We start from the raw sequence: 23,303 nt of genomic DNA on the forward strand, positions 1-23,303 counted from the left end.
AATCCATGCATGGTTTCCGAAAAAGAAAAGCCCCCGTTACCGGAGGCTTTAAGTTCGATTGGTGCGGCGTATAGGATTCCGCGCATCCGCTGCGCGGATCCGCACCGGCTTCGCCCGCCTGCCGGCGTCCTCGCCCGCTCGCTAAAAACGCTCCGCGTTTTCTTGACGCTCGCGCCTCGACCGAGGTTCGAATCCATGCATGGTTTCCGAAAAAGAAAAGCCCCCGTTACCGGAGGCTTTAAGTTCGATTGGTGCGGCGTATAGGATTCGAACCTATGACGTTCTGATTCGTAGTCAGACCCTCTATCCAGCTGAGGTAACGCCGCAGCGCAAGACATATAAAACCACTTTAGCTTATTGGAGTCAAGCACAATCTCAAACTTTTTTGTGGAACGCAGTTTTGTCATGCTGCTCCGCATATACCGACGTTCCCCGTACGATCGATTGGCTTTTCGATCACGTCAAACTTAGCATCAAGTTCCCTCAGGAGCGATCTCACCCGCTGGGCACAATCATAATCGGCAAACGAGATGCTCAGCATGCGCGCGGCCTGGTTGGAAGTCCCAACTCCATAGAAGTGCTCCAGCGCCACAAGTCCCTCGTGCGTCACAAAGGTCTCGACCACATGCGGCGACTCCTCAAAGCACCATTGTGTCAACGGACCCTCACTCGTCTGCCGAACCACCAGGCCGCCCATGCCAGACGGCTCACACGTTACAAGCAGGTACTCCCCGCCCTCGTCGCTCTCAAACAAAACCACCCGATCATCAAACAACTCCATCGCGTCCCCTTTCTCTCGCTCTTATTTAGCAAAAGCATAGCAGGTAGATGGCTGTATACAGAACAAATGTTCGTGTGTTTTCTATTGAGCTGTCCGCACGGCATGGTATGGACCTACGCACAAAATAGGGCGCCCCCGAAGGAGCGCCCTTGCATATCCCCTATGCAGCCAAGTTACGCGACCGGCTCGATCTTCTCGAGACCGCCCATGTAAGGACGCAGAACCTCGGGGATCGTGATGGTGCCGTCGGCGTTCTGGTAGTTCTCCAGAATAGCGGCCATGGTGCGGCCGGCCGGCAGGCCGGAACCGTTAAGGGTGTGCAGGTAGCGCGAACCCTTGAAGTTCTCGGGGTCGCGATACTTGATGTTGGCGCGACGGGCCTGGAAGTCACCGCAGTTGGAGCAGGAGCTGATCTCCTTGTAGGCGTTGTAGCTCGGCAGCCAGACCTCGACGTCGTAGGTCTGACGGGCGGAGAAGCCCAGGTCGCCGGTGCACAGGCTAATCACGCGATACGGAAGACCAAGCTGCTGCAGCAGGAACTCGGCCTCGGCGGTCATGCTCTCGAGCTCCTCGTCGGACTCCTCCGGCTTGGCAAACTTGACCATCTCGACCTTGTCGAACTCGTGCTGGCGAATGATGCCGCGGGTATCGCGACCAGCGGAGCCGGCCTCCTCGCGGAAGCAGGGGGTGAAGGCGGTGTAGCGGCGCGGCAGGGTATCGGCGTCGAGGACCTCACCGGCGTGCAGGTTGGTGAGCACGACCTCGGCGGTGGGGATCAGGAAGTTGTCGCCCGAGACGTGATAGGCGTCGTCCTCGAACTTGGGCAGCTGACCCGTACCGAACATGGTCTGACGCTTGACGACGATGGGCGGCCACCACTCCTTAAAGCCACGACTCGTGTGCGTGTCCAGGAAGAAGTTGATAAGGGCGCGCTCCAGGCGGGCGCCGGCGCCACCGAGAACGGTGAAGCGGCTGCCGGAGAGCTTGTTGCCACGCTCGAAGTCGAGGATGTCCAGATCGGTGCCCAGATCCCAGTGCGGCTTAAAGTCGAAGTCGAACTCGCGCGGGGTGCCCCAACGACGGCGCTCGATGTTCTCGTCCTCGTCCTTGCCGTACGGCGTGGCCTCGCAAGGAATGTTGGGCAGGTGAGCCATGAAGTCGTACTGCTCCTGCTCGAGGGCGGTGCGGCGCTCGGCCAGACCGTCAATCTTCTCGTTGACGGCGCGCACGGCCTCTTTGGCGGCCTCGGCCTCGTCCTTCTTGCCCTCCTTCATCAGGGCGCCGATCTTCTTGGACTCGGCATTGCGCGTGGCTTGAAGTTCCTCAACCTCAGTGATGACGGCACGACGCTCGTCGTCGAGCTCAAAGAACTTCTCGCGATCCCAAGACGTCTGGCGGTTAGCCATGGCGACATCGATGGCATCGGGGTTCTCGCGAACAAACTTGATATCAAGCATTAGATCCTCCGGCGATATACATTCCATTTAGGTTGCAACCTTGTACATGTATGGGCAAGTATATACTTATGAGCGTTTACGACCCAACTCAACTACGCAAGAAGGCACCCAATGGACGCAGTTTTTTCCTTTTTGTTTGGCACCCGCACCGGTTTTGCCATCCTTTTCGCCGGCGGCATCCTGCTGTTTGCGATTATTGCCTTTGTAATGGAGAAGCGCACCCATAAGATGTATGTCGACCGCGGCCCCAAGTCCGAGGACGAAGAAGACAGCTTCTGGGACTAACCTGCCAAAAAGGGACAGGTTTATTTTGGTCGGTTTTATCTGGGCAAACGCAAGTGCCCCGCAACTGGAATTGAGCCAGTTGCGGGGCACTTTTCGCTAAAAGGACAAAACCGCAGGAAAAACCTGCCAAAATAAACTGTCCCTTTTTTGGTCGGTTTTACTGGAGGGTTGCGTCGATTGCCTTGACCAGGGCGCTGCGCATGCCGGCGTCCTCGAGTGCAACGACGCCCTTGATGGTGGCACCGCCGGGCGAGCATACGGCATCCTTCATCGCCGCAGGATGCTGGCCAGTTGCAAGCTGCAGCTTTGCCGTACCCAGCACCATCTGGCTCACAATGCGATAAGCATCCGCACGCGGGATACCGTGCTTGACCGCCGCATCGCCCAGGGCCTCGATTGCCATGGCGACAAACGCCGGAGCGCAACCACCCACCGTGCCGCCCACAAACAGCAGGCTTGTGTCGAGCTCGACGACAGCGCCAAGCTTACCGAGCAGGTCGAGCACCACAGCACGCTGCTCGTCGTTAAGCGTCGAAGCCTTCTCGCAGGCGATGACGCCCTCGCCCACCGAAACCGGCGTGTTGGGCACCGTCGAGATATGCGCGACGCCCGGCAGGACCTGCTCCCACTTGGCACTGTCCCAGGTCCAGGCAACCGACAGAACGACCTTTTTGGCAAGAGCATCCTTGAGCGGGGCGAATACCTTCTCGATCATGTACGGTTTGACCGCAGCGACCACGATATCGGATGCGGCGACAACCTCGGCGGCATCGTGGCAGGCGACCATGCCGCGCACCTCGCAACGCTCGACCAAAGCATCGTAGCGGCCTGCGCAGGCGCACATGTCGCCCGCGGCCACGCCGGCGGCAATCCAGCCATCGGCCATAGCACTCGCCATATTGCCAAAACCGACAAATCCGATCTTCATATCACACAGTCCTCTCAGATGCGTTCCTCAAAAACGAAAGTCATTGTCCCACGCTATTGTTTCGTATTGCCGACCTACTTGTGATACGGCTCGCCACGACTGATCTTGCAGGCACGGTAAATCTGCTCTAGCAGCACCACACGCGCCAGGTTATGCGGCAAGGTAATGCGTCCAAAGCTGAGCATCTCGTCGGCGCGGGCGCGCACCTCATCACTCACGCCGTCCGAACCGCCGATTACAAAGGCAATGTCGCTGCTGCCTCGCAGCATAAGATCGTCGAGCCTCGCCGAAAACTCCTCGCTCGAGCGCTCCTTGCCCTCGATAGCCAGCAGGATCACATGCGCTCGAGATGGCAAGGCGGCAAGAATCGCCGCCCCCTCCTTGTCGCGCGCGGCATCCACGCCGCCCGCCTTAGCCGGGTCGATATCGGCCACCTCGCGGATATCCACCTTGGCATAGGCACCTAGGCGCTTGGTGTACTCAGCGCACGCGTCCTTCCAAAAGCGCTCCTTGAGCTTACCGACGCAAACGACGGTGTATTTCACGCGCGTCTACTCCTTCGAATCGTTTTGAACTTTGCCGGCGGCCAGCATCTGCTCGAACATCGAGGCCGACTGCGAAAAGTCGCTCGGCAGCACGACCGTCGAGGTTTTACCCGTGCGAGCGAACTCCGTCATCATCTCGGACCACTGCGTAAACATGAACAGTTGGTTGGCCTCGTCATTGCCGACACCCGTCTCCTGGATGATCTCGAGCGAATCTTTGATACCCAGCGCGATGGCCTTGCGCTGGTTGGCGATGCCCTCACCCGCCTTTTCCATAGCCTCGGCCTCGGCGGTCGCCTCGGTGACGCGCTTGATGCGGTCGGCCTCGGCGAGCTCCTGCGCGGCAGCGCGCTTGCGCTGGGCAGCGTTGATGTCGTTCATGGAGTTCTCAACCTCGGTCGGCAGTGCGATTTTGGTGATGAGCGTCGACACGAGGGTGAAGCCGTAGGCGGCCATCTGCTCGGAAACGGTAGCGTTGACATCCTTGGCGATGTCATCCTTCTTGGCAAAGACCTCATCGAGTGTGTAGACGGGGATGGAGGAGCGCAGGGCGTCGGTGATGAAGTCGCGCATCTGGTCGACGGGCTCCTGCAGCATATAGTAGCTCTTGTAGATGCCCGAATCTGCCGGGCCGGCGCCCATGTCATAGCTCACGTGGTACTGAGCGGAGACCTCAAGACCGATGGTCACGTTGTCCTGGGTCTTAACGTCGATGCCAAAACCGTTTTTCATGGTGCGCAGGCTCACCGTGGCGGCCTTGCGGTCGATCACGGGCACCTTCACGTGGAAGCCCGCGTTGACGATACGATTGAACTTACCCAAGCGCTCGATGATCACAGCGTGCTGCTGCTCAACGACGTAGCAGGCGTTGGGAAGCAACAGCAGCAGGATGATGATGGGAATCAAAAGGCTCGTAAGGGCAGCGATGATACCGGAAAACAGCATGGTCTCTCCTCTGATAGGCACACGTTGCCATTAGGATACCCGTCCAAGGAGATCGTGCATAACAAAAAAGCCCCCATTGCTGGGAGCTCTTTCATTTAATGGTGCGGGCGAAAGGACGTCCGCGTATCCGCTTCGCGGATCCGCACCGGCATCGGCCGCCTGCCGGCGTCCTTGCCAGCTCGCTAAAAACGCTCCGCGTTTTCTTGACGCTCGCTCCTTCGCAGGTTCAAGTCCCCGCGATGGGCACATAACAAAAAAGCTCCCATTGCTGGGAGCTCTTTCATTTAATGGTGCGGGCGAAAGGACTTGAACCTTCATGGGGTTGCCCCCATACGGACCTGAACCGTACGCGTCTGCCAATTCCGCCACGCCCGCGTGCAGGAATTAGAATAACGGAGCGCCACCGCGAACGCAAGAACTATTTTTGAAAAAGTTTGCAGGCATTTTCCCAAGCGGCATGCGCGATTGTTTCGGCGTCCTCACCAGTGCGATCGATACGGTCGTTAACCAGCGCGTTTGCCGTAATGGAGATCATTGCGGGCTCGCATTCAAGACCGCGGATGGGCTCCGGAGCCATATACGGGCAATCCGTCTCGAACAAAATTCGATCGAGTGGGGTTGCCGCAAATGCCTCGCGCACGTCGTCGTTGCGCTTAAAGGTGGCCGCACCACCATAGGCGATATAGCAGCCCAGCTCCACAAAGCGCTCCATCGTGGCGCGGTCCTCGCCAAAACAGTGCAGCACACAACCGGTCTGGGGCACGCCCACCCCACGAAGCACGTTGTAGGCGTCCACGTGCGAGGTACGCTCCTGGTCCATGTCCTCGTGACGCAGATGCAGCTCCACCGGCACGTTACGACGCACGGCAAGCTCGAGCTGGCGCGCCATGCAGTCAATCTGCACGTTATGGGGTGCCGGCGCGATATCGTCGTCATAGCCCATGTGGTAGTCCAGACCGATTTCGCCAATACCGGCGCACAAAGGGTCATCAAGCGCAGCAACAACCTGCGCGTGAATGTCGTCGGTATAGTCCGGCGCGCCATACGGATGCACGCCGGCAAGATACTTGATCTGCGGGATATCCTGCATCGGCAGAATTTCGCGCACGAGCCAGTCGCTATAGTCCGTCACGCTGCGCTTGTCGGCGATGGGGTCGAAGACCGTCACCAACAGGTCGATGCCTGCCGCCTTGGCACGCACGAGTGTCTCGGGCACATCCTTGCCCCAGAACGAAAGCAGATGCGCATGTGTGTCGGCAAGCGGTGCCAAGGGCACGGGACAAGCAACCGTCTTCTTTTTCTTGGTAAACGTCACGCGTTCGGCATTAAGCGTCATGGGAAAGCTCCCGAGCCAGACACACAAAGTCGGCGACGCCGAGCGTCTCGGCGCGCGTGGTGGGTGCGATACCGCAAGCCTCAAAGGCGGCATCGAGCACGTCCTTGGCAAAGCCGTTGGCGCTCATGGAATTGCGGATGGTCTTGCGACGCTGAGCAAATGCAGCGTCAATCACGCGGGCCACAAATTCGCGATCGAGTCCTTCGGGCACCACACCGTCAACACGGTCGATACGCACGACGGCCGAGTCCACGTGTGGCGCCGGCATAAAGCAACGCGGCGGCACCTCAAAGCGACCCGTTACCTGCGCATACAGGCCAAGCTTTGCCGTATAGCCGCCATAGGTCTTGTTGCCCGGCACTGCGGCAATGCGATCGGCAACCTCCTTTTGCACCATGACGACGGCGCGCTTTAGCGCCGGCATCGTCTGGAAAAATTGCAAAATGATCGTCGCCGCCACGTTATAGGGCAAGTTCGCGACAAATACCGTCGGCTCACCGCCCGCAGCCTGCTCAATCTGCTCCGGCGTCACCTTGAGCGCGTCGCCCATGATAAAGCGGAAGTTGGCATAGTCGGCGGCGTGGGCATCGAGCACCGGCTCAAGCTCGGGATCGGCCTCAATGGACGTAACGCACGCCGCTTCCTGCAGCAACGCAAGTGTCAACGTACCGCAACCTGGACCCACCTCGAGTACGCGCTCGTCACCTGCAAGCTCGGTAAGCTCGCAGATACGTTCGATCACATGATTGTCGATTAGAAAGTTCTGGCCCAGGCGATGCTTGGTCGCAAGGCCAAACTCCTCCAGCAGCTCCCTGGTGGCCGTGGGGTTTGCCAAAGGCGAAGTTGTCATGGTTGCCTCCTTAGCATGATGGCGGCGTCTTGAAATAAAAGGGCATGGACCGTGGCGGCCATGCCCTTACAGCTAAACAGCAAATTGCCGATATGGCGCTCGCGCGGTCTCTACGCCAGACGCGGGAACAGCGGATCGCCCTTCTCGACGGGCTGACCGCCGGCAAGCAGGCCCCAAGTGCAAATGCCCTTGAGGTCGTCGCTCGCGGCCTCGCCCTCACAGGACAGGCGGCGCAGGGCCTCAGCAGAGGTCTGAGGCATGAGCGGCATCAGCAGGTGAGCGGCAATGCGGATGGCCTCGAGCAGGTTGTAGATCACAAACGCCAGCTCGTCAGCCTTGGCCTCGTCCTTGGCAAGTGCCCAAGGCTCGGAGTCCTCAATGTAGTGGTTGGCGGCGTGGATGAGCTCCATGACCTCGTCCTTGGCTCCGCCGTAATCGAGCACGTCCATCTTGGCCATGTAGCGCTCGACCAGACCATCGGCGATCTTTGCCAGCGGGTTATCGAACGCGTCGGCAGACGCCGGTTTAGCCGGGGCGCAGCCGTCAAAGTACTTTGCGCTCATGTTGAGCGAGCGCGAAATGAGGTTGCCCCAGCTGTTGGCCAGATCGGCGTTGTAGACCTGCTCCATACGATCGAAGCTGATGGCGCCGTCGGTGCCGGGGACCACGTCGGTCATAAAGTAATAGCGGTAGCCCTCGACGCCCAGCATGTCGATAACATCCTGCGGAGCGATGGCGTTGCCGCGGCTCTTGGACATCTTCTCGGCCTTACCGGTCTCGGCATTGCGCACGGTCAGGAAGCCGTGGGCAAAGACGTGCTCGGGCAGGGCCTCGCCGATGGCCATGAGCATCGCGGGCCAAATGACGCAGTGGAAGCGGATGATGTCCTTACCCACGATGTGGAACTGCGCGGGCCAGCGATAGGCCAGCTCGGCACGGGCCTCGTCGGTGTCGACACCGTAGCCGACGGCCGTCATATAGTTGAGCAACGCATCGAACCACACGTAGGTCACGTGACCCTCGTCAAACGGGACCTGAATGCCCCAGTCAAAGCTCGTACGGCTCACGGAAAGGTCGTTAAGGCCGCCCTCGACAAAGCTGCGTACCTCGTTCATACGGAACGCAGGCTCGACAAAGTCGGGGTGCTCGTCATAGAGCTTGAGAAGCTTGTCCTGGAAGGCGGAAAGCTTAAAGAAGTAGGACTCCTCCTGCACGCGCTCAAGCGGACGGTGGCAGTCGGGGCACAGGTGCTGGCCAACGCTGCCGTACTCCTCGTCGCCCTTCTGGACCTGCGTATCGGTGAAGTAGGTCTCGTCAGGCACGCAATACCAACCGTCGTAGCTGCCCTTATACAGATAGCCGGACTCCTTCATGCGCTCCCACAGGTACTGCACGGCATGATGCTGGCGCGGCTCGGTGGTGCGGATGAAGTCGTCGTTGGAGATCTCGAGCTTGCTCCAAAGCTCCTTGAAGTGCGGAGCCTGGCTGTCGGTCCACTCCTGCGGCGTCATGCCATGCTTGGCTGCGGCCTCGGCGACCTTCTCGCCGTGCTCGTCCATGCCGGTCAGGAACTTGACGTTATAGCCGGCGGAACGGCGATAGCGAGCCTGAACGTCGGCGATGATGGTGGAATAAGCCGTGCCCAGGTGCGGATCGGCGTTGACGTAGTAGATGGGCGTCGTGATAAAGAACGAAGGCTTGCTTTGATCCATGGGGTTTGTCCTCCAGAAAAACGTTGCATACAGAGGATGATTCTAGCGCAAGGGCTGGATATCCTCCATCTATTGCATATCGAGCACTATGGCATAGACATCGCGCTTGCGGCGCGAATACTTCTGAGACAGGCGCTTGGCCACCGCAGACGCGGGCTCCCCCTCCTCGAGCGCGGCGCGGATATCCTCGCGCAGGGCCTCGTCGGGATCCGCTGCCGCGGCGCCAACCGGCACGATACCGGCCTCCTCATCCTCGCTCGGCGGCGCGATGACCAGCGCAATCTCGCCCCTTACCTCGCCGCGAGCACGCAGCTCCTCGGCAAGCTGGTCAGCGGGCCCGCGCAAGACCTCCTCGTGCAGCTTGGTGAGCTCGCGGCAGACGGCAACCTCACGCTGGGGAAAGACCTCCGCCACGGCCTCGAGCGTCGCCACGATGCGATGTGGAGACTCGTAGAAGATGAGTGCGCCGGGCACCACGGCAAGGCGCTGCAAACGGCGCACACGGTCGCCGTGCTTTCGGCCCAAAAAGCCCTCGAAGAAAAAATGCTCGCAGGGAATGCCGGACGAAACAAGCGCCGTGACGCAAGCAGAGGGCCCAGGAATAACTTCGACGGGCACATCGGCCTCACGCGCCGCCTCGATCAGCGCCTGGCCGGGATCGGACACGCTCGGCATGCCGGCGTCCGAGGCAAAGGCGAGGGTCTCCCCCGCCAGCAGACGGTCGACCAGGCCGGCAGCGCGGCTAGCGATCACATTCTCGTCGCAACGGACAAGCGGCTTGGAAATGCCCAGGTGCATCAGCAGCTTTGACGTCACACGCGTGTCTTCGCAGCAGATGACATCGGCAGCGGCAAAGGCCTCGCCAACGCGCGGGGACAGGTCACCCAGGTTGCCGATGGGCGTGCCGACCACATAGAGTTTGCCCGTATGGGCGCTGTTTTGCGTCATATCAACCTATTCAATCATGCCGCGCTCGAGCGTACCGAGCGCCGCGCGGGCGTCCCATGCTGCAATGCGCTTCTCGGTCTTCCACGTTTGGAAGAACCAACCGGCAGCCGGCGCAAACGAAGCCAGCTGGTTGGCGATAAACACGCGCTCGTAGGCATTGCGGCCCTCGGGCGTAACCGACGAGTTGGCAAAGATCGCCGCGCCCGACCATTCGCCCACCAGCACGGGGAACCCAGTCGAAATCGCTTCTTTAAGCTCGCGCTTGTTACGCGAAATCGCCGTCGTCAGCCCGCGAGGGCTCGTGATGTCAAGCGCATACTCGTCGCGGTAATGGTACAGGTGAAGGTCCATGTAGACGTTCTTGTACTTGGCGCCGCGCATAAAATGCTTCCACTCGCTGGGATGCCCCGACGACGAGAAGACGACGATCTTATCCTCGGGCATATACGAACGGACGAGCTCGTAGGCATCGCGATAGAAATTGCGCAGGTAGTGAGCAGGAATGCCATCCGTCATGGTGAAGAGGCTCTTGCGAACGCTCATCTGCGGCGTGTCCAGCAGCTCAATGCCCAGCAGGCTCTCGGCCTCGCCATAGCGATCGGCCAAGCGCTCGAGCACGTCGAGTGCGACATGACGGCCGTTGGTGGACGAATGCCACTCGGCAACAGCCTCCGGCGTGGTGGGCGAATCGTTGGAATCGCCCTGGCCACCGGGCACGGTTGCCAGATCGAGCAGCACGCGGATGTCGTACTTGGCAGCCCACTCAATTGCGCGGTCGATGTAATCGACAACCGATATGTAGGAGGCATCGGACTCCTGTGAGCCAAAGGCATACCAGGGCACCGGCAGACGCACGGCATTGAGACCGATCTGCGCCATGCGGCGAAAATCGTCCTCGCTCACAAACGTCTCGTAATGGCGGCGCATGCGCTCGTTATAGGCGGCGGTACCCATGGCCTCCTGTAGCTCAGCCGCGTTGGATGCACCGGTCGCCGCGTACAGCGACGGGGTCACCCAAGGCTCGGGAATAAACCAGCCAGAGAGATTAACGCCGAGTATCCTCTCCATCACTGCCCCCTTCGGATCATGCAGGTCGAACCCGCATCGTATTGCGTAGGATAAGTATCGTTTTGAGTATACCCGCGTGTGCGGACAGGCGACCGAACGGTCTGCAAAGTGACGCGAAAGTGGGAGGAATGTCTGGGAGCAGACGGACTCGGAATGGTGCGACGAGGTGTGTACGCGCGCCGGAGGCAGGCACCGGAAAGTGTGTCCCGTTCTGAGCCCTTATTCTGGGACGCAGTTTCCGCAGAACCCTACATAAAAGAAAAGGACCCCTTTGCAGAGGTCCTAGTCAATTCAAGGTGGCGGGGAAGGGAATCGCGTCCGCGCGCTGCGCGGACGGACCGCTGCGGCGCTTACGCGCCTTGCGAGCTGCGCTGGCAAACGCTTACGCGTTTACTCAGCTCCGCGCCCTCACGGGGTTCGATTCCGTGCGAGGGCTACATAAAAGAAAAGGACCCCTTTGCAGAGGTCCTAGTCAATTCAAGGTGGCGGGGAAGGGAATCGAACCCCTGACACGAGGATTTTCAGTCCTCTGCTCTACCAACTGAGCTACCCAGCCATTTGAGGTGTGCCTTGTTTCAAGGCTTGATTAGTATAACCAAGGACGCGTTCCGGTCAACCGAGAATTTCAAAAAAGTTTTTGAGCACAGCCTCGGTTCTTTAAATCGGCACGTCAGAGGCATCAGCCGGCAGCAAGAAGTTTTTCGCTCAGAGCCGCACGGGCAAACTCACTTGGCGTCATCCCCTCGGCAGCCGCCCGTCGACGAATGGCCTCCTTCATTCCCAGAGGAATCTTGACCGACAGCGTTGCCGTCCCCTCACCTGAGAGTGGGGGCCGTCCATGCACGATCCCACCAACGGTGTGTTCGCCATCCGGAAACTCTCCGCGCTCGTACGACTCGCACCACGCGTCAATCATTTCATCCGTTACAACCTGACCATTAGCGGCCGTATACGTCTTGCCCATCATCGACCCCTTTGCCGAGCCCGTTCAATCTCCTGCCAAAATTTCTTCTGGACTGGAGACAAGGCATGAATGATAAGCCCCCACGGACAAGCTCGACCGCGACAAGCTCCACGCTTCGTCCGTCTGGGAGCCATCCAATCGCAAGCCATCTCGGCGGCTCGTCCTTCGGCTCGCGACGAATGCACTCAGTAACCGCAAGCCAAGCGCTAAGCACCTGCTTTTCCGTCAGGTGCTTTTTAGCGTTGGGATGGATCTCAACATCCATGCATCTTCTCCTCCATCTTACCAAATTTCGTATGACGAAAGTCCGCTGTCGCCAATTCTTAAGCCGGCACGCGTTGGAGAGCAGGGGTCGAAACAATGATTGAAGGACGCTCTAGTACGGCCCAGGCGCCGGGGCAGGAGCACATACGCCAGGGACGTACGTTTTCGTAGCATACGAGGACATAGCCACGTGCATCGATAAAGGCGATATCGATGGGATAGGCCATAAAACACGTATGGACCGAAGAGCAGCGTGGAAATGCCATGACGAGCGGCAGACCGTTGGCGGCAACCGGACACCGTCCCAGCATGCCGCGCAGGCGCACGGCAAACGACTCCGCCACCGCAAACTCGGCCGGCGTCCAGCCCAGCCTATTGAGTGCCCGCGCGTAGGCGATGTAGGACGAGACCGCGGTCACATGACCACCCCCGGACGCCATGGATCGACCGTCACCGCGCGTTCGTGCGACAACGTTGTCGGCGCCCCCAGCGGAACGCCAGCGATGCTGAGAGAAGTCGGCCACGGCTCATAGTGCATGGTGCAGGTGTAGGTCCTAAACGTACCGGATAGGGAGAGCAGGCCACCATCCGATGCCTCCGCGCCTTGCTCGCTCGACACTTCGATCTGCAAGTCATAGCCTTCCATGGCATTCAGAATTTGAGTCCGGACCGTCGCCGAGGCATCGACAGAGCTTTCGTCGCCCTCCCCGCTCGGCGCCACGGCGTGCGCCAACACGATGTCGGGCACCACGCGGTCGAAGCGCGCGACAGCGCTGGCATAGATCATGACGTTGTATACGATGAGTGCCAGCACCAGCAAAACGGGCGTAACCACTGCTATCTCCACCGTCGCTTGGGCGCGCTCCTCGCGCAGACGCATGCGGATACTCATTACGACCCACCGCCCAGAGCGCCAACCAGCGTGGCGACATCGACGGTGAGCGGGATGGAGCCGCCGCCGGGCAGAGGAATCTCCGCAAGCGTGAACACCGTACCGCTGATGGTGCGTTCGACTTGATATTCCAACGCCTCGCAAAGCGCCTTGGGATCGGTCACGCCCAACGGAATACTTCGCAGTTTGTCTTGCGCTTGAGAGAGACCAGCAATGTCAGACCCCGGGCTCTTAATGACGTTGGCGGAATCAGTCAGCACCGGCTTTCGCAGGCGCAAGTCGCACGGTTCCAAACCCAGCGCCGCCACGGACGCCGAAACGGTATCGCCGAGCCACGATGCGATGGAGCCCAACGCGCCGCTGCCCCCTCCTAGGCCTTTAATCATCTCGTCCATAAGTTCGTCGGCCGAACCTTGGATGTCTCCGTATCCCACAAGCAGCCGTCCCCAGACATCCATGACGCCATCGAGTACGCCGGCAACGCCACCCGAGCGTTCCTTCAATGTCGAGAAAAATCGCGAAAGCACGTTGTTTTGCGCCGTCGCCTCATCGGGCGCCAGCACCGCGGCAGAGATGGCACCGCGATCGCCAAGCCTGACTGCCGTGTTAAACGAAGAGTTGAGCTCATCGGGGCTCGAGATGGCACCCGAAACCGCAAAGGCAACCACGCCGTTGCGACCGGGCGGAGCGATACGCGGACGCTCGCCCGAAAGCGCTTTAATGGCCTGGTCAAACGCATTGCTCGCACGGTCGGCCTCATCCTCGGTCTGACGCATGAGCTCAAGCTCTTTGTTCCGACATTTGACGTATTCCTCCAAGGCCTTTTTGAACTCGTCGAAGTGATATTCGAAGCCGTTTTCGATAGAGGTTGAAGGCGCCGCAACAGCACCAAGCGACAAAACGCCAAAATGGCATTTGCTGCATTTATCCTGTCCATCGTAATCGGCAACCGAAGCAAATCCGCTCGGCGTCCCTTTCTTATAGTTAGGGCAGGTCGTCCCGTAATGCAGATACGCCTTGTCATCGTTCACGCTAGTCGGCCACACCGCATCGGTATAGAGTTCCGTCGCCCGAACCTCATCAGAGTTGCGCGGCAGCAGCGGAATATAGGAGGAAACCCTGTCTCCGTTCTCGGTTATATGCGCCCGATCGACCTCCGCGCTCGCATAGGTATAAAACGCCTTACGCGCCGCAGACTCTGCCTTCATCTCGACACTCGAGCCGTGGGGCTTCTCATTTGTCAGACGCCAATGGTAGTAGTCCTTCGCGCGATCAAGGGCAACTTGGGGCTCCCACGTAACGCTCGATGAGTAATGCGGATTTTGAACACCGGAGAGATCCGTTAGGCTTTTCGCACGCTCCCACATGCAAGAACAGCTGCCGACCGAGCCCTTGTCAGACCCACCACAATCCGCCAGCCAAGCACGCTCTTTAGCCTTCGCCGTGTCCTCAGAAGCCTTCCGCAGCTCCTCGGCCGCACACTCTAAATCATCTGATGTGTCTTTAATGGCATCGGTCGAGATCTCGGACCCCTCGAGCGCAGCGAAGTCAGACTCGGATGTCCTGGGCACGGCAAGCGCCGTACCGGTATAGGTCACACTATCGGTATCCTGCGCCGACACCGCCTGCGTGGCACGCGCGGCGATCAGATACGGCAGAGCCGTCTCGATTTTCTGTAAGCCTTCCGATGCGCTTTTGGCAAACTTGTTGCGCGTTTTAATGATCTCAATCCCGGTGTCGACCATATTGCCGGCAACCGGCTCGGCACCCGGGATGAGGATGGCGACCAGGCCCGTCCCGATCGTGGCAAACCCCGCCAGCCCCAGACTCAAGATGCTCGCATCAACCACCGTGGCAGCCGTGTGATAGGACGACACTACGTTGGCACCCGCCAGCGCGCCACTATCAGCCGCCACCTGAGTATCCCCGGCACGCGACATGCTCCATATCGCCGCGGTCGACGAAAACAACAATGTGAGCACCACTAGGATGACCACGGCAGAAGAAAGCGTGGTATAGGCGCCGTCTTCGATAAACAGATCGACACCGGCTCGACCCATAAAGCCGCCTCGTTTGCGGAGAGCGCCTGGTCGACGGCGGGCCGCAAACCCTTGCGTCACCCGCAACAGGCAGCGCCTAATCCCATGCAGCAATCCACGAATCATAATCTCCCTCCAGCCATTCGGGACGCGATTGATACGAGACATCGACCTTGAGCTCAACGTAGCCGCCCTCGGCGGTACCACCCATAGCCTGCGCAAACGCACCGATCACAGGCAACGGCTTGACCTCGCCGGAAACGGACACGGACGAGACGCCACCCGCACCGGCCCGGCCAAGCTCGATATCCCACGACAACGGCCCGCCGGCATGAAAGATCGAAACGTTGGGCACTGCGGCAAGTCGGCGGCGGGTGAACTCCTTAAGATCGTCGTCCTCCGCCGTCGTCGTGGTCATGAGCCGCGCGGTCTCGGCGGCGGCAGACTCCATGACCGCGCGCGTATAGAGCAGGCACACCGGTTGCAGCGCGAGAAGGATGAGTGTCAGAAACGTCGGCAGCAAAAAAGCGGCCTCGACCGTAGACTGCGCCCGGTCCTCGCGCGCGGCATCAATACAACGCGATGTCCTTAGCGGCCGCAGCGGCGTCGATAACCGACGTCGAGGCAACGCCATGGGATGCCGCCCGCTCAACCAGCGCCGCCAAGCGCCCATCGGTGCCGGCACGCCAAAGTCCCGCGATCGCCAGCACGATCGATAACAGCGCCACCGTGACGATGGCGTATTCGACCGTCGCCTGGGCAGATTCCTCACGCAGGACATCATGCATTTCACGATCCCTCCTTTGAGTCCGTTGCCTGCGGGCTCAGGCGCACGGCGCGCAGACGACACGAAGCATCGCCAGCATCCGCGGCAATTGTCACCATATCGACCCAGCCGCGTTCGTCGCGCACGATGGCGCCCCACACGTTTCCCTTGATGTCGAGATAGCCGCTCAGAGCAAGTTGCGCCGTGGGTACCTCGCGATAGGCACGCAGCATATCCGCCGCCGCTTCGGTCATCGGTCGGTCCTCGGACCATGCAAGCCTGACCGCAATCGCGTTGCCCTCAGGCGAATCCGTCGCAGTGCCAGACCGCTTGTCGAGCGTCCGCAGAAAGGTTTGCGCCGTGACAGCGACATCCGAATCGTCCGCATCTCGCATCTCATCTTTTTGAGACGCCACCGCCGAATCTGAGCCCAAATCGGAGGCGGTCCCAGGACGCTGCTGCCGCGCGGCGTTAAGCCCCCAAAGCACCGCCGCTATCGCCACGGTCAGGCAAGCAAACACCAGCAGCACCCCGATGGGGCGCTCGCCCTCTACAGGCTGTTGATGCCCTCGCTGATAGCGTTCCATAGATCTTGGACCTTGCCCTTAAATGCGACGATGGCGATAATCGCGATCACCACGAGCACGCCGACCAAGATGGCATACTCGGTGGTACCCTGTGCACTCTCCTCCTGCAATAGTTCCTTGGCGCGCTGACGAACATGTGCCGCCCGGCAAAACGCCCAGCCCTGGACCTTGCCAGCAGCGTCAGTCATCGTGTTCATGTATTCCTCCCTACATCATCCCGCCTGCTCCCAGCAGCGGGCCCAATATGGACAGAAGCAACGCCGGCAAGATGAGCGTGCCGGTGGGAATCAGCAGCTTGACGGGTGCACGCTCGATCTCGCGCTCGACCGCGGCGCGATGAGCCGCACGGATCTCGCGACTTTGAGCGGCCAGCGTCTCGGCAAGTGGGGCACCCAGGGCGAGCGCCTGCCCCACCGTGATGGCAAAGGTCTCGAGCGCTCGCACGTCCAGGTCGCGCGCGGCGGCCAACAACTCGTCCTCACGCGTGCCCACGCCCACCTGCCACGCCATGCAGGCGCGCTCAAGGCGAAGAGCCAGCACTGACCGGCGGTTGGCGCAGAAAATCTCAAGCGCCGCATCAAACGAAAGACCGGCCGAAAGACCCAAGCGCACAACATCGATCATCTCGGACACTTCGCCGAGCGACACTCGCGCCGGGCCGCCCGCTCCAACCGCGCCCTTCACTCGCGCGGTCAGAGCATCGACCACCGAGCGACCCGCGGCAGCGACCAGCACCGCCTCGCGCTTGCAGGCCCCTGCGATCTTGCGTGCATCCGCCCGATCCAAACCCGTCGCGACAAATACACTCAGGGCGCACAGGCAAGCCGCAACTGCAACCGGGGCGCTCATAGCTCCACCCGCATAATGCGCCGGATAACCACCAGGGCAACGGCGTTGAGGGCAAGACCCAGCACCACAGCGCCCGCGCCGGCAGGCGTCGCAAGACCGCGACGAAAATCTGCCGAAAGCAGCGCCAACACCGCGCACATGCCCGCCGGCATCGCCGCGACCATATGCGCAGACATGCGAGCCTGCGACGTCTTAACATCCAGGCGGCGCTTGAGCTCAATGCGCTCCCCCACCATGCTCGACGCCTCGGACAGTAAGTCGGCAAGCGGAGCGCCGGTGCGCTGAGACACCTTAAGCGCCAAGGTCACAAGCGAAAGACCGGGGGCGTCGATACGCACGAGCAAGTCATCGAGCGCGTCGGTCGCCGAGATGCCGCAATCGATCGCCGCCGCCACCCGCAAAAACTCGGTATGCACTGGCTCTTGCGCATGAGCGCCCACAAAGCGCATGCCCTGGGCCAGCGAATGTCCCGAGGCAAGCGACATGGAAAGTGCGGTAAACGCCTCGGGCATTGCCTCTTCTGCATCGTGTTGCTCGCGCCGGCTCTCAAAGCCATCCCGAGCGGCACCAACGGCAAACGGAGCAACAAGTCCCAAGGCAAATCCGAGGGGCGATAACGACACCATCGTTAGTAAAACGCAGCAGAGACCGCTCGATAGCAGCAGAAACGCCAAACGTCCCGAAGCATCTTCGATCACGAGGCCAAGGCGATGCGCCGGAGCCAGCGATGCCCACGAACGGGCGATCTTTTTCAGCAGATCGTTTTCCACCAGCTCACGCGGCAGCTTCTCTGCCACCGTCTCGAGCGCCTGACGTGCCAGCTCCGCCGGCGGTACCTGCGGCACACGAGGTTCCGCCCCGCACGCCGTCGCGACAGAAAGCCCTGCCAAGCCCCCTACGACGAGGGGCACAGTGATCTCCATTCGTCCACCTCCTCTTGTGTGAGCGTCCCCGACCGCAGGCCTTCTGCGATAAACGGCGGCTCGCGGTCAAGCGTCCAGGTGCGCTCGGCGGCATCGAACGTCACATAGCGCTCGAGCTCTACGCCGCCCGATGCGGCGCGTCGCACCCCCGAATACGAGGAGACGAAACGCCTGCCATCGGCGTGACGCTCGGACATCACGATGCCGTCGAGCGCCATGGCAATCTGCTCCTCGATGAGCTCGCTCGGCAGATCGATGCCATAACGTGCAAGCAACGTCAGACGCACCACGGTCTCCTGTTCTGAACCCGCATGAAGTGTGGTGAGCGACCCGTCGTGGCCCGTGTTCATGGCCTGCAACATGTCGCAGCACTCGGCACCGCGCACCTCGCCCACCACGATGCGGTCGGGGCGCATGCGCAGGGCATTAGTTACCAGGTCGCGGATCGTCACCGCGCCCTCGCCCTCAATTGAAGCCTCGCGCGCCTCTAGGCGCACCACGTGCGGATGATGTGCAAACTTGAGCTCAGCAGAGTCCTCGATCGTCACGATGCGCTCGCCGGTGGAAATCTCACATGACAACGCGTTGAGCAGGGTGGTCTTACCAGATCCCGTGCCTCCCGCAACCGCCAGGTCCTGTCGCAGCGACACCGCACACGACAGCAGCTGCGCATACCAAAGCGGCAGCGACCCCAGCCCCACAAGCTCGTCCAGCGAGCAGATACGGTCCGAGAACTTTCGGATGGTGAGAATCGGTCCGTCAATCGCCACAGGCGGAATCACCGCGTTGACGCGATAGCCCGTTTTGAGGCGGGCGTTGACGATGGGGCTGCGCTCGTCGATACGGCGACCAAGTGGCGAGATAATGCGGTCGATAAGCACACGGATCTGCTCATCATCCTCAAACGCATGCTCGATGGGGTACAAGACGCCGCCGCGTTCAAAGAAAGTCGAGCGGCAGCCGTTGATCATGATCTCGGTAACGGTGTCGTCCTCGATGAGCGGCTGCAACGGCCCCAAGCCCACCACGTCATCCAAAATCTCGTCGATGATGGTCTCGCGCTCGGGCGTCGCGAGATCGGTCGGCTCCTCAACATTGAGCGCCGCCTCCACCGCAGGACGCAATTCCGAGCGGGCAAGTGCCGGGTCGATATAGGCGCTGATACGCGCCACTTCGTCGTAACCCATGCGGTCCATCACGGCGCGCTTGGTGCGTCGTTTCACGGCGCGGCGACGCCCCGCATCTACAGGCGCTGCCGCCGCCGCAGCGCCGGCAGCCTTAATCCTCGTTTGCAGGCTCATCGCTGATCACCCTCGCGCGACCAGGGAAGGCGGATACGCGGGCGTTCGGTGCGCGTTGCACGGTCGGCGACCATATCGCTCCAAGGGCCGACGGCGCACCCCAGTTCCACGAGCATCTCGCGCGTGGCCTCGCGCACGCTAGTCGCAAAAGCGCTGGTCTGCCCCACTGCCTCGTCAGCGCGCCCAAACGCCATGAGCGCGGCGAGATCCTGCCCGCCATCGGCGATACGAATCTTGGAGCTTAACGCACAGGCAATCTCAAAGCGCATGGCGACGTCCTCGTCTGCCCCGCGCGCACCGAACCGGTTGAACACGGCGCTCATGCGCGTGCGCGGCACACCTACTCGACCTGCCAGTTCAATGACGCGCGATGCCGATGCCGCGGACGACACCGCCGCATCGCCAACGACCAGGCAACGGTCGCTCGCCGCCACCGCAGCCGCCACGGCGTCGCCCCAAAAGACCGAGGTATCGATAAAGACCACGTCGGATTCGCGACGCAGAACATCAAGCAGTAGCTCCACCGGACGCGCCATGAGCTCGGCTTGCTCGGGCGCTGCGACGGGACCCCAGAGCGTAACGCCCGGTGCCACGCGCATCGATGTGGCTACGATATCCGGCTCGGTGAGCGTGCCCGCCGCCGACGGCTCGATAAGTGCCGCCATATCGCGCGGAGCATCGACGCCTAACAAGTCGTAAAGGTTTCCAAACATCAGGTCCAGGTCGAGCACGGCGGCACGCAAGCCCAACAGCGACGATGTGTGTGCCATGGTGGCAACGATCGTCGACTTGCCGCAACCGCCCGAACCCGAAATGGCGCAGATGACCGGAGCTCGATGCGGCGAAGCGGCAGCGTCTGCCGGCGGCATCGGAGGCGGCGGGGCGGGCATCGGTGACAGCGTCCCCGTCTCCCCCGCCGCAACCACGTGCTGCGTCCAAGCCGGCATGGCTGCTTGTTCGGTCTGCGAGGCAGGCTCGTTCTGCGCAATCTGCTCATGCTGCATCAGCGACAACTCGCCGCACCCGGCAAAGCCCTCAACTTCATCGAGTTCATCCGCCAGATTCACGCCGTGCACGTATCCCATATCTACAGCCGGGGAATCGCCAGCATGCTGCGCCGGCCCTCCAGCGTCATCGTATACAAGGGGGTTCCGGGGGCGCCGACCATGCTCGGCTTCCGCTTTTCCATAATCATCAACACGCGGGCCTCTTGTAGCGCGAGGCGCCCCGGGTTCCCTATCAACAAAAGCATCGGGCTCAATCGTCATGCTCCGATCGGAATCAACCGCTCCCTCGCCCGCGCGCCCGTTGCCGCATATACTGTGTGCAGCGATGACCTCGGTCGCCCCCGCGCGAAACAGCCCCTCGATATCCGACGGATCGAGCGCTTCTATCAACACGACCACGCGACTCACGCGGCCTTCGGCCGTCAGGCGCGCAACAGTCTTGCGCACATCTTCGGTATCAAACAGAGACGCCGCGATGATGGCAGCCCCGCGGCGCGACGGAAACGCCCGCGCCATGGAAACCAGCCCGTCCAGGTCACCCACGCGAAGCACCTGTGCACCCACATCACGGCCCTCGACTTCCCGCTGCAACAGCCCGTAATCGCCGCACGCGCAGCACGCAAGCCAGATCGCCTTCATCACTCGTCGCCTCCGCTCTTTTTGCCGCGCGCCGTGGCGGGAATCGTCAAGCTGACCGTTCCCTTGCCCGAGGCTCCCAGCAGTTCCTTGACGTCTTCGGGGTCAGCCGCCAGCGTCACCCATTCGATCTTGCCCTCGCGCGTGGCACCGGAATCCTCACTGGTATCGATCACGTGCGCGCCGCACAGCCGATCGGTCACGCCGTCCTTTTGCACGTACACGTCCACGTAGCTGCCCACGCCCGTGGCACCGCCGACCGAGTGCTCGGCATCGACCGCCACCGAAACGGCAACCTTGCCCTTAGGCACCTCGAGCTTGCGGCTCTCGGCCTTGGTGTAGACATTGCAGATCACGGCGTTTTTGGGAATACGCGAAGTCGTCACGTCGCCGCGCACCTGGCGCAGCTCGGTCGCTGCGTCACGCGGCAGCAGGCTCGTCAGCCATTCCTGGGTTATGACATTGGTCTCATCGAGGGTCTCGCCCACATCGATATCGCGCGCCGCGACGCAAACCTCGACGCGATCGCCACCGTACTTGGCCAAGGTCTCAGCCTGGACCTGTTCGGCTTGCGAGCGGATCGACGAGCCGTAAACCATGCAGAGCAGAGCAGCGAGCACGCCCGCGACCAGACTGATGGCGATGCGCTTGCTCTTGTTCACGGCCGCTCCTCTCATGGCAGTGCCGGGCGAATGCCCGTACCACCATTGTCTGAGCGGTCAGAGTGCAAAGCGGCGCAATCGCAATCTTGGTTTTCGATGTCAAACCAATCGCTGACCAAAAGCTGACCAGCCCGTCAAGCTCGTGGCAAGGTTTTGGTCAGCACGTCAGCAAACTGTATGTTTCGAAGCTTTTCCGCAGCAAAAAAAGCCGTCTCCCGAACAGTTGGGAGACGGCTGTCATAGGAAAAATCAATTACAGATGGACATCGGGATCGAGCATTTGAGCGCTCACGCGCATGGATGACGCCAGGTTTTGGAACGTTTCCAGACGCAGGCTATCGATCTGCCCGGCGTCCTCGGCCTCGCGAACGGCGCAGCCCGGCTCATGGGTATGCGTGCAATCGCCAAACCGGCACGCGCGCGATGCCTCGACAATCTCGGGGAAAGCGCGCGCCAGACCCCGCTCGTGACCCACGAGCGGCAGGCTGCGCAGGCCCGGGGCATCGGCGATCACGCCGGCGTCGCCCGGCAGTGCCACCATCACGCGCGCGACGGTAGTGTGACGGCCCTGATCGTCGCGTTCGCGCACACCGCCGGTCGCCAACGTATCGTGGCCCAGCAGCGCATTGAGCAGCGTCGACTTGCCGGCACCCGACTCGCCCAGAATCATGGCGCAGCTCCCGGCGGGCACGCAGGCACGGACCTCGTCCAGGCCGCGGCCCTCGGCAGAGGACGTCACGATCACACGCACGTCCGGACCCACCAGGCGGCGCGCGCGGTCCAGATCGCGCTCGAGCTCCTCGGCATCGCAGCGATCAGCTTTGGTGAGTACCACCACCGGCTCGGCATCGCAGTCGAGCGCCAACACCAGCGAGCGCGCCACGCGGTCGAGCAGCACCTCACCGGCACCGAGCGCCTGCACGATTAGCACGCTATCCACGTTGGAGCAGAGCACCTGGCGCTCTCCGCGGGCACGGCCGCGCCAACGCTCAAAGCTCGTACGGCGCGGCAGCACGCATTCAATCACGCCCATATCGTGCCCGGGAGCGCGGCGCACCGCCACACGATCGCCCACGGCAGGCAGCAGGACCTCGTCCCCACCGCGCGACTTGGCAAATCCCACGGCATGCTCGGCGCGGAAGGTATCGTCGGCAGTCGCCACCAGCGGAAACCCACGATCCAAGCGCACCACGGCGCCAAGTTGCATCTGCTCGGGCTCCTCGGCATGTGCGCAGAAATCATCAAAGGCAGCCTGCTGAGCTTCATCGACCGGCAGGTCATCAAACGCCGGAACATCCTGCAGCGCGTCAAGCCCCGGTACACTCGCCAGCAACTCCTCAGCAGATGCAGGGGGTTCGGTCGCGAGCTTCCGACGACGATCGCGCTTAGCCCGCGCCCCCGTCGTCTTTTTCTTCGCTTTAGCCTTAGCCTTGCCCACAGATGCCTCCCAGCACAAAACCACACAACTGAGCAGGTATTTTAAATCAAAACCACCCCTAAAAGGGGTGGTTTGCTCTTAGGGTATAACCCTTGGATTTCCGGCACGCGTCTAAAGGCG

Annotated in this window: 26 protein-coding genes and 3 tRNA genes; 1 reads left to right on the forward strand and 28 read right to left on the reverse strand. The window is 61.2% G+C overall.

Going from position 1 to position 23,303, the window contains the following annotated elements; all coding sequences use genetic code 11:
* Positions 1-249: 249 nt before the first annotated feature.
* From ACRX4W_RS03565 to serS, 3 genes are all read right to left on the reverse strand, one after another.
* Positions 250-326, reverse strand: a tRNA-Arg gene (locus tag ACRX4W_RS03565).
* A 77-nt stretch (positions 327-403) separates the two neighbouring features.
* On the reverse strand, positions 404-781 hold the full coding sequence (locus tag ACRX4W_RS03570; RefSeq protein ID WP_432299212.1) for a hypothetical protein: 378 nt from the start codon (positions 779-781) through the stop codon (positions 404-406).
* 173 nt (positions 782-954) lie between these two features.
* Complete coding sequence (serS, locus tag ACRX4W_RS03575; RefSeq protein ID WP_117637377.1) at positions 955-2,238, reverse strand: serine--tRNA ligase; 1,284 nt, start codon at positions 2,236-2,238, stop codon at positions 955-957.
* A 111-nt stretch (positions 2,239-2,349) separates the two neighbouring features.
* Between serS and ACRX4W_RS03580 the strand changes: the two genes are divergently transcribed.
* Positions 2,350-2,523, forward strand: coding sequence for a DUF6724 family protein (locus tag ACRX4W_RS03580; protein ID WP_168170424.1), 174 nt, complete (start codon positions 2,350-2,352; stop codon positions 2,521-2,523).
* A gap of 157 nt (positions 2,524-2,680) precedes the next feature.
* Here the strand turns inward: ACRX4W_RS03580 and proC are convergent, their stop codons facing one another.
* The 25 genes from proC to rsgA all read right to left on the reverse strand — a co-directional run bounded on the left by proC (position 2,681) and on the right by rsgA (position 22,952).
* Entirely contained in the window at positions 2,681-3,451 is a 771-nt protein-coding gene (gene proC, locus ACRX4W_RS03585) for a pyrroline-5-carboxylate reductase (RefSeq protein WP_117655499.1), read from the reverse strand.
* A gap of 74 nt (positions 3,452-3,525) precedes the next feature.
* Positions 3,526-3,996, reverse strand: coding sequence for a 23S rRNA (pseudouridine(1915)-N(3))-methyltransferase RlmH (gene rlmH / locus ACRX4W_RS03590; RefSeq protein ID WP_117655498.1), 471 nt, complete (start codon positions 3,994-3,996; stop codon positions 3,526-3,528).
* A gap of 6 nt (positions 3,997-4,002) precedes the next feature.
* Entirely contained in the window at positions 4,003-4,941 is a 939-nt protein-coding gene (locus tag ACRX4W_RS03595) for an SPFH domain-containing protein (RefSeq protein WP_055250521.1), read from the reverse strand.
* A gap of 288 nt (positions 4,942-5,229) precedes the next feature.
* Positions 5,230-5,316: transfer RNA gene (locus ACRX4W_RS03600), tRNA-Leu, on the reverse strand.
* Between the two features lie 43 nt (positions 5,317-5,359).
* On the reverse strand, positions 5,360-6,277 hold the full coding sequence (locus ACRX4W_RS03605) for a TatD family hydrolase (RefSeq protein WP_432299215.1): 918 nt from the start codon (positions 6,275-6,277) through the stop codon (positions 5,360-5,362).
* The gene (gene rsmA, locus ACRX4W_RS03610) at positions 6,267-7,127 is read right to left on the reverse strand and encodes a 16S rRNA (adenine(1518)-N(6)/adenine(1519)-N(6))-dimethyltransferase RsmA (RefSeq protein ID WP_117757554.1); all 861 of its coding nucleotides are present in this window, start codon (positions 7,125-7,127) and stop codon (positions 6,267-6,269) included. Before rsmA ends, ACRX4W_RS03605 begins: the two co-directional genes overlap by 11 nt.
* A gap of 110 nt (positions 7,128-7,237) precedes the next feature.
* On the reverse strand, positions 7,238-8,839 hold the full coding sequence (metG, locus tag ACRX4W_RS03615; protein WP_117757553.1) for a methionine--tRNA ligase: 1,602 nt from the start codon (positions 8,837-8,839) through the stop codon (positions 7,238-7,240).
* Between the two features lie 69 nt (positions 8,840-8,908).
* Positions 8,909-9,787, reverse strand: a complete 879-nt coding sequence (gene rsmI / locus ACRX4W_RS03620; RefSeq protein ID WP_117736225.1) for a 16S rRNA (cytidine(1402)-2'-O)-methyltransferase — start codon at positions 9,785-9,787, stop codon at positions 8,909-8,911.
* 6 nt (positions 9,788-9,793) lie between these two features.
* A complete protein-coding gene (locus tag ACRX4W_RS03625; protein ID WP_055309641.1) occupies positions 9,794-10,855 on the reverse strand; it encodes a glycoside hydrolase family 5 protein in 1,062 nt (353 codons plus the stop codon).
* A 483-nt stretch (positions 10,856-11,338) separates the two neighbouring features.
* Positions 11,339-11,411: transfer RNA gene (locus ACRX4W_RS03630), tRNA-Phe, on the reverse strand.
* Positions 11,412-11,534: 123 nt separating this feature from the next.
* A complete protein-coding gene (locus ACRX4W_RS03635; protein WP_035137167.1) occupies positions 11,535-11,819 on the reverse strand; it encodes an ATP-binding protein in 285 nt (94 codons plus the stop codon).
* A complete protein-coding gene (locus ACRX4W_RS03640) occupies positions 11,794-12,084 on the reverse strand; it encodes a hypothetical protein (RefSeq protein ID WP_117583813.1) in 291 nt (96 codons plus the stop codon). The genes ACRX4W_RS03635 and ACRX4W_RS03640 overlap by 26 nt, the downstream gene beginning before the upstream one ends.
* 58 nt (positions 12,085-12,142) lie before the next feature.
* Positions 12,143-12,502 carry a DUF192 domain-containing protein gene (locus tag ACRX4W_RS03645; protein ID WP_226790440.1) on the reverse strand — a complete coding sequence of 120 codons (360 nt, stop codon included), beginning with the start codon at positions 12,500-12,502 and terminating at the stop codon, positions 12,143-12,145.
* Entirely contained in the window at positions 12,499-12,975 is a 477-nt protein-coding gene (locus tag ACRX4W_RS03650; protein WP_117563701.1) for a TadE/TadG family type IV pilus assembly protein, read from the reverse strand. Before ACRX4W_RS03650 ends, ACRX4W_RS03645 begins: the two co-directional genes overlap by 4 nt.
* Positions 12,975-15,035: a hypothetical protein gene (locus tag ACRX4W_RS03655; RefSeq protein WP_117862864.1), complete on the reverse strand. Its 2,061-nt coding sequence runs from the start codon at positions 15,033-15,035 to the stop codon at positions 12,975-12,977. Before ACRX4W_RS03655 ends, ACRX4W_RS03650 begins: the two co-directional genes overlap by 1 nt.
* 76 nt (positions 15,036-15,111) lie before the next feature.
* On the reverse strand, positions 15,112-15,648 hold the full coding sequence (locus tag ACRX4W_RS03660; RefSeq protein ID WP_117563703.1) for a TadE/TadG family type IV pilus assembly protein: 537 nt from the start codon (positions 15,646-15,648) through the stop codon (positions 15,112-15,114).
* On the reverse strand, positions 15,584-15,802 hold the full coding sequence (locus ACRX4W_RS03665; protein WP_117563704.1) for a hypothetical protein: 219 nt from the start codon (positions 15,800-15,802) through the stop codon (positions 15,584-15,586). Before ACRX4W_RS03665 ends, ACRX4W_RS03660 begins: the two co-directional genes overlap by 65 nt.
* 1 nt (position 15,803) lies before the next feature.
* Positions 15,804-16,367, reverse strand: a complete 564-nt coding sequence (locus ACRX4W_RS03670; RefSeq protein WP_128620524.1) for a hypothetical protein — start codon at positions 16,365-16,367, stop codon at positions 15,804-15,806.
* Positions 16,331-16,564 (reverse strand): hypothetical protein, encoded by a 234-nt coding sequence (locus ACRX4W_RS03675; protein ID WP_089572694.1) that lies wholly within the window; start codon positions 16,562-16,564, stop codon positions 16,331-16,333. Before ACRX4W_RS03675 ends, ACRX4W_RS03670 begins: the two co-directional genes overlap by 37 nt.
* 10 nt (positions 16,565-16,574) lie before the next feature.
* Positions 16,575-17,216, reverse strand: coding sequence for a type II secretion system F family protein (locus ACRX4W_RS03680; protein WP_055250542.1), 642 nt, complete (start codon positions 17,214-17,216; stop codon positions 16,575-16,577).
* Complete coding sequence (locus ACRX4W_RS03685; protein WP_432299220.1) at positions 17,213-18,139, reverse strand: type II secretion system F family protein; 927 nt, start codon at positions 18,137-18,139, stop codon at positions 17,213-17,215. Before ACRX4W_RS03685 ends, ACRX4W_RS03680 begins: the two co-directional genes overlap by 4 nt.
* On the reverse strand, positions 18,112-19,440 hold the full coding sequence (locus ACRX4W_RS03690) for a TadA family conjugal transfer-associated ATPase (RefSeq protein WP_432299222.1): 1,329 nt from the start codon (positions 19,438-19,440) through the stop codon (positions 18,112-18,114). Before ACRX4W_RS03690 ends, ACRX4W_RS03685 begins: the two co-directional genes overlap by 28 nt.
* Positions 19,437-21,086 carry a nucleotide-binding protein gene (locus ACRX4W_RS03695; RefSeq protein WP_432299224.1) on the reverse strand — a complete coding sequence of 550 codons (1,650 nt, stop codon included), beginning with the start codon at positions 21,084-21,086 and terminating at the stop codon, positions 19,437-19,439. The genes ACRX4W_RS03690 and ACRX4W_RS03695 overlap by 4 nt, the downstream gene beginning before the upstream one ends.
* On the reverse strand, positions 21,086-21,745 hold the full coding sequence (cpaB, locus tag ACRX4W_RS03700) for a Flp pilus assembly protein CpaB (RefSeq protein WP_233503148.1): 660 nt from the start codon (positions 21,743-21,745) through the stop codon (positions 21,086-21,088). Before cpaB ends, ACRX4W_RS03695 begins: the two co-directional genes overlap by 1 nt.
* 253 nt (positions 21,746-21,998) lie before the next feature.
* Positions 21,999-22,952, reverse strand: a complete 954-nt coding sequence (gene rsgA, locus ACRX4W_RS03705) for a ribosome small subunit-dependent GTPase A (protein ID WP_199411568.1) — start codon at positions 22,950-22,952, stop codon at positions 21,999-22,001.
* Positions 22,953-23,303: the final 351 nt, after the last annotated feature.

This window comes from Collinsella aerofaciens (assembly GCF_964283865.1).
GTDB lineage: Bacteria > Actinomycetota > Coriobacteriia > Coriobacteriales > Coriobacteriaceae > Collinsella.

Coding starts and splice junctions, on each gene's coding strand:
- ACRX4W_RS03625 (WP_055309641.1), bottom strand. CDS start 10,855: ATGGAGAGGATACTCGGCGTTAATCTCTCTGGCTGGTTTATTCCCGAG.
- ACRX4W_RS03655 (WP_117862864.1), bottom strand. CDS start 15,035: ATGGGTCGAGCCGGTGTCGATCTGTTTATCGAAGACGGCGCCTATACC.
- ACRX4W_RS03595 (WP_055250521.1), bottom strand. CDS start 4,941: ATGCTGTTTTCCGGTATCATCGCTGCCCTTACGAGCCTTTTGATTCCC.
- ACRX4W_RS03675 (WP_089572694.1), bottom strand. CDS start 16,564: ATGAACACGATGACTGACGCTGCTGGCAAGGTCCAGGGCTGGGCGTTT.
- ACRX4W_RS03635 (WP_035137167.1), bottom strand. CDS start 11,819: ATGGGCAAGACGTATACGGCCGCTAATGGTCAGGTTGTAACGGATGAA.
- ACRX4W_RS03580 (WP_168170424.1), top strand. CDS start 2,350: ATGGACGCAGTTTTTTCCTTTTTGTTTGGCACCCGCACCGGTTTTGCC.
- rsgA (WP_199411568.1), bottom strand. CDS start 22,952: ATGCAACTTGGCGCCGTGGTGCGCTTGGATCGTGGGTTTCCGCTGGTG.
- serS (WP_117637377.1), bottom strand. CDS start 2,238: ATGCTTGATATCAAGTTTGTTCGCGAGAACCCCGATGCCATCGATGTC.
- ACRX4W_RS03650 (WP_117563701.1), bottom strand. CDS start 12,975: ATGAGTATCCGCATGCGTCTGCGCGAGGAGCGCGCCCAAGCGACGGTG.
- ACRX4W_RS03680 (WP_055250542.1), bottom strand. CDS start 17,216: ATGAGCGCCCCGGTTGCAGTTGCGGCTTGCCTGTGCGCCCTGAGTGTA.
- rsmI (WP_117736225.1), bottom strand. CDS start 9,787: ATGACGCAAAACAGCGCCCATACGGGCAAACTCTATGTGGTCGGCACG.
- ACRX4W_RS03640 (WP_117583813.1), bottom strand. CDS start 12,084: ATGGATGTTGAGATCCATCCCAACGCTAAAAAGCACCTGACGGAAAAG.
- ACRX4W_RS03660 (WP_117563703.1), bottom strand. CDS start 15,648: ATGGCGTTGCCTCGACGTCGGTTATCGACGCCGCTGCGGCCGCTAAGG.
- ACRX4W_RS03570 (WP_432299212.1), bottom strand. CDS start 781: ATGGAGTTGTTTGATGATCGGGTGGTTTTGTTTGAGAGCGACGAGGGC.
- ACRX4W_RS03690 (WP_432299222.1), bottom strand. CDS start 19,440: ATGAGCCTGCAAACGAGGATTAAGGCTGCCGGCGCTGCGGCGGCGGCA.
- metG (WP_117757553.1), bottom strand. CDS start 8,839: ATGGATCAAAGCAAGCCTTCGTTCTTTATCACGACGCCCATCTACTAC.
- ACRX4W_RS03605 (WP_432299215.1), bottom strand. CDS start 6,277: ATGACGCTTAATGCCGAACGCGTGACGTTTACCAAGAAAAAGAAGACG.
- ACRX4W_RS03695 (WP_432299224.1), bottom strand. CDS start 21,086: ATGAAGGCGATCTGGCTTGCGTGCTGCGCGTGCGGCGATTACGGGCTG.
- ACRX4W_RS03685 (WP_432299220.1), bottom strand. CDS start 18,139: ATGGAGATCACTGTGCCCCTCGTCGTAGGGGGCTTGGCAGGGCTTTCT.
- rsmA (WP_117757554.1), bottom strand. CDS start 7,127: ATGACAACTTCGCCTTTGGCAAACCCCACGGCCACCAGGGAGCTGCTG.
- proC (WP_117655499.1), bottom strand. CDS start 3,451: ATGAAGATCGGATTTGTCGGTTTTGGCAATATGGCGAGTGCTATGGCC.
- ACRX4W_RS03665 (WP_117563704.1), bottom strand. CDS start 15,802: ATGCATGATGTCCTGCGTGAGGAATCTGCCCAGGCGACGGTCGAATAC.
- ACRX4W_RS03670 (WP_128620524.1), bottom strand. CDS start 16,367: ATGGAACGCTATCAGCGAGGGCATCAACAGCCTGTAGAGGGCGAGCGC.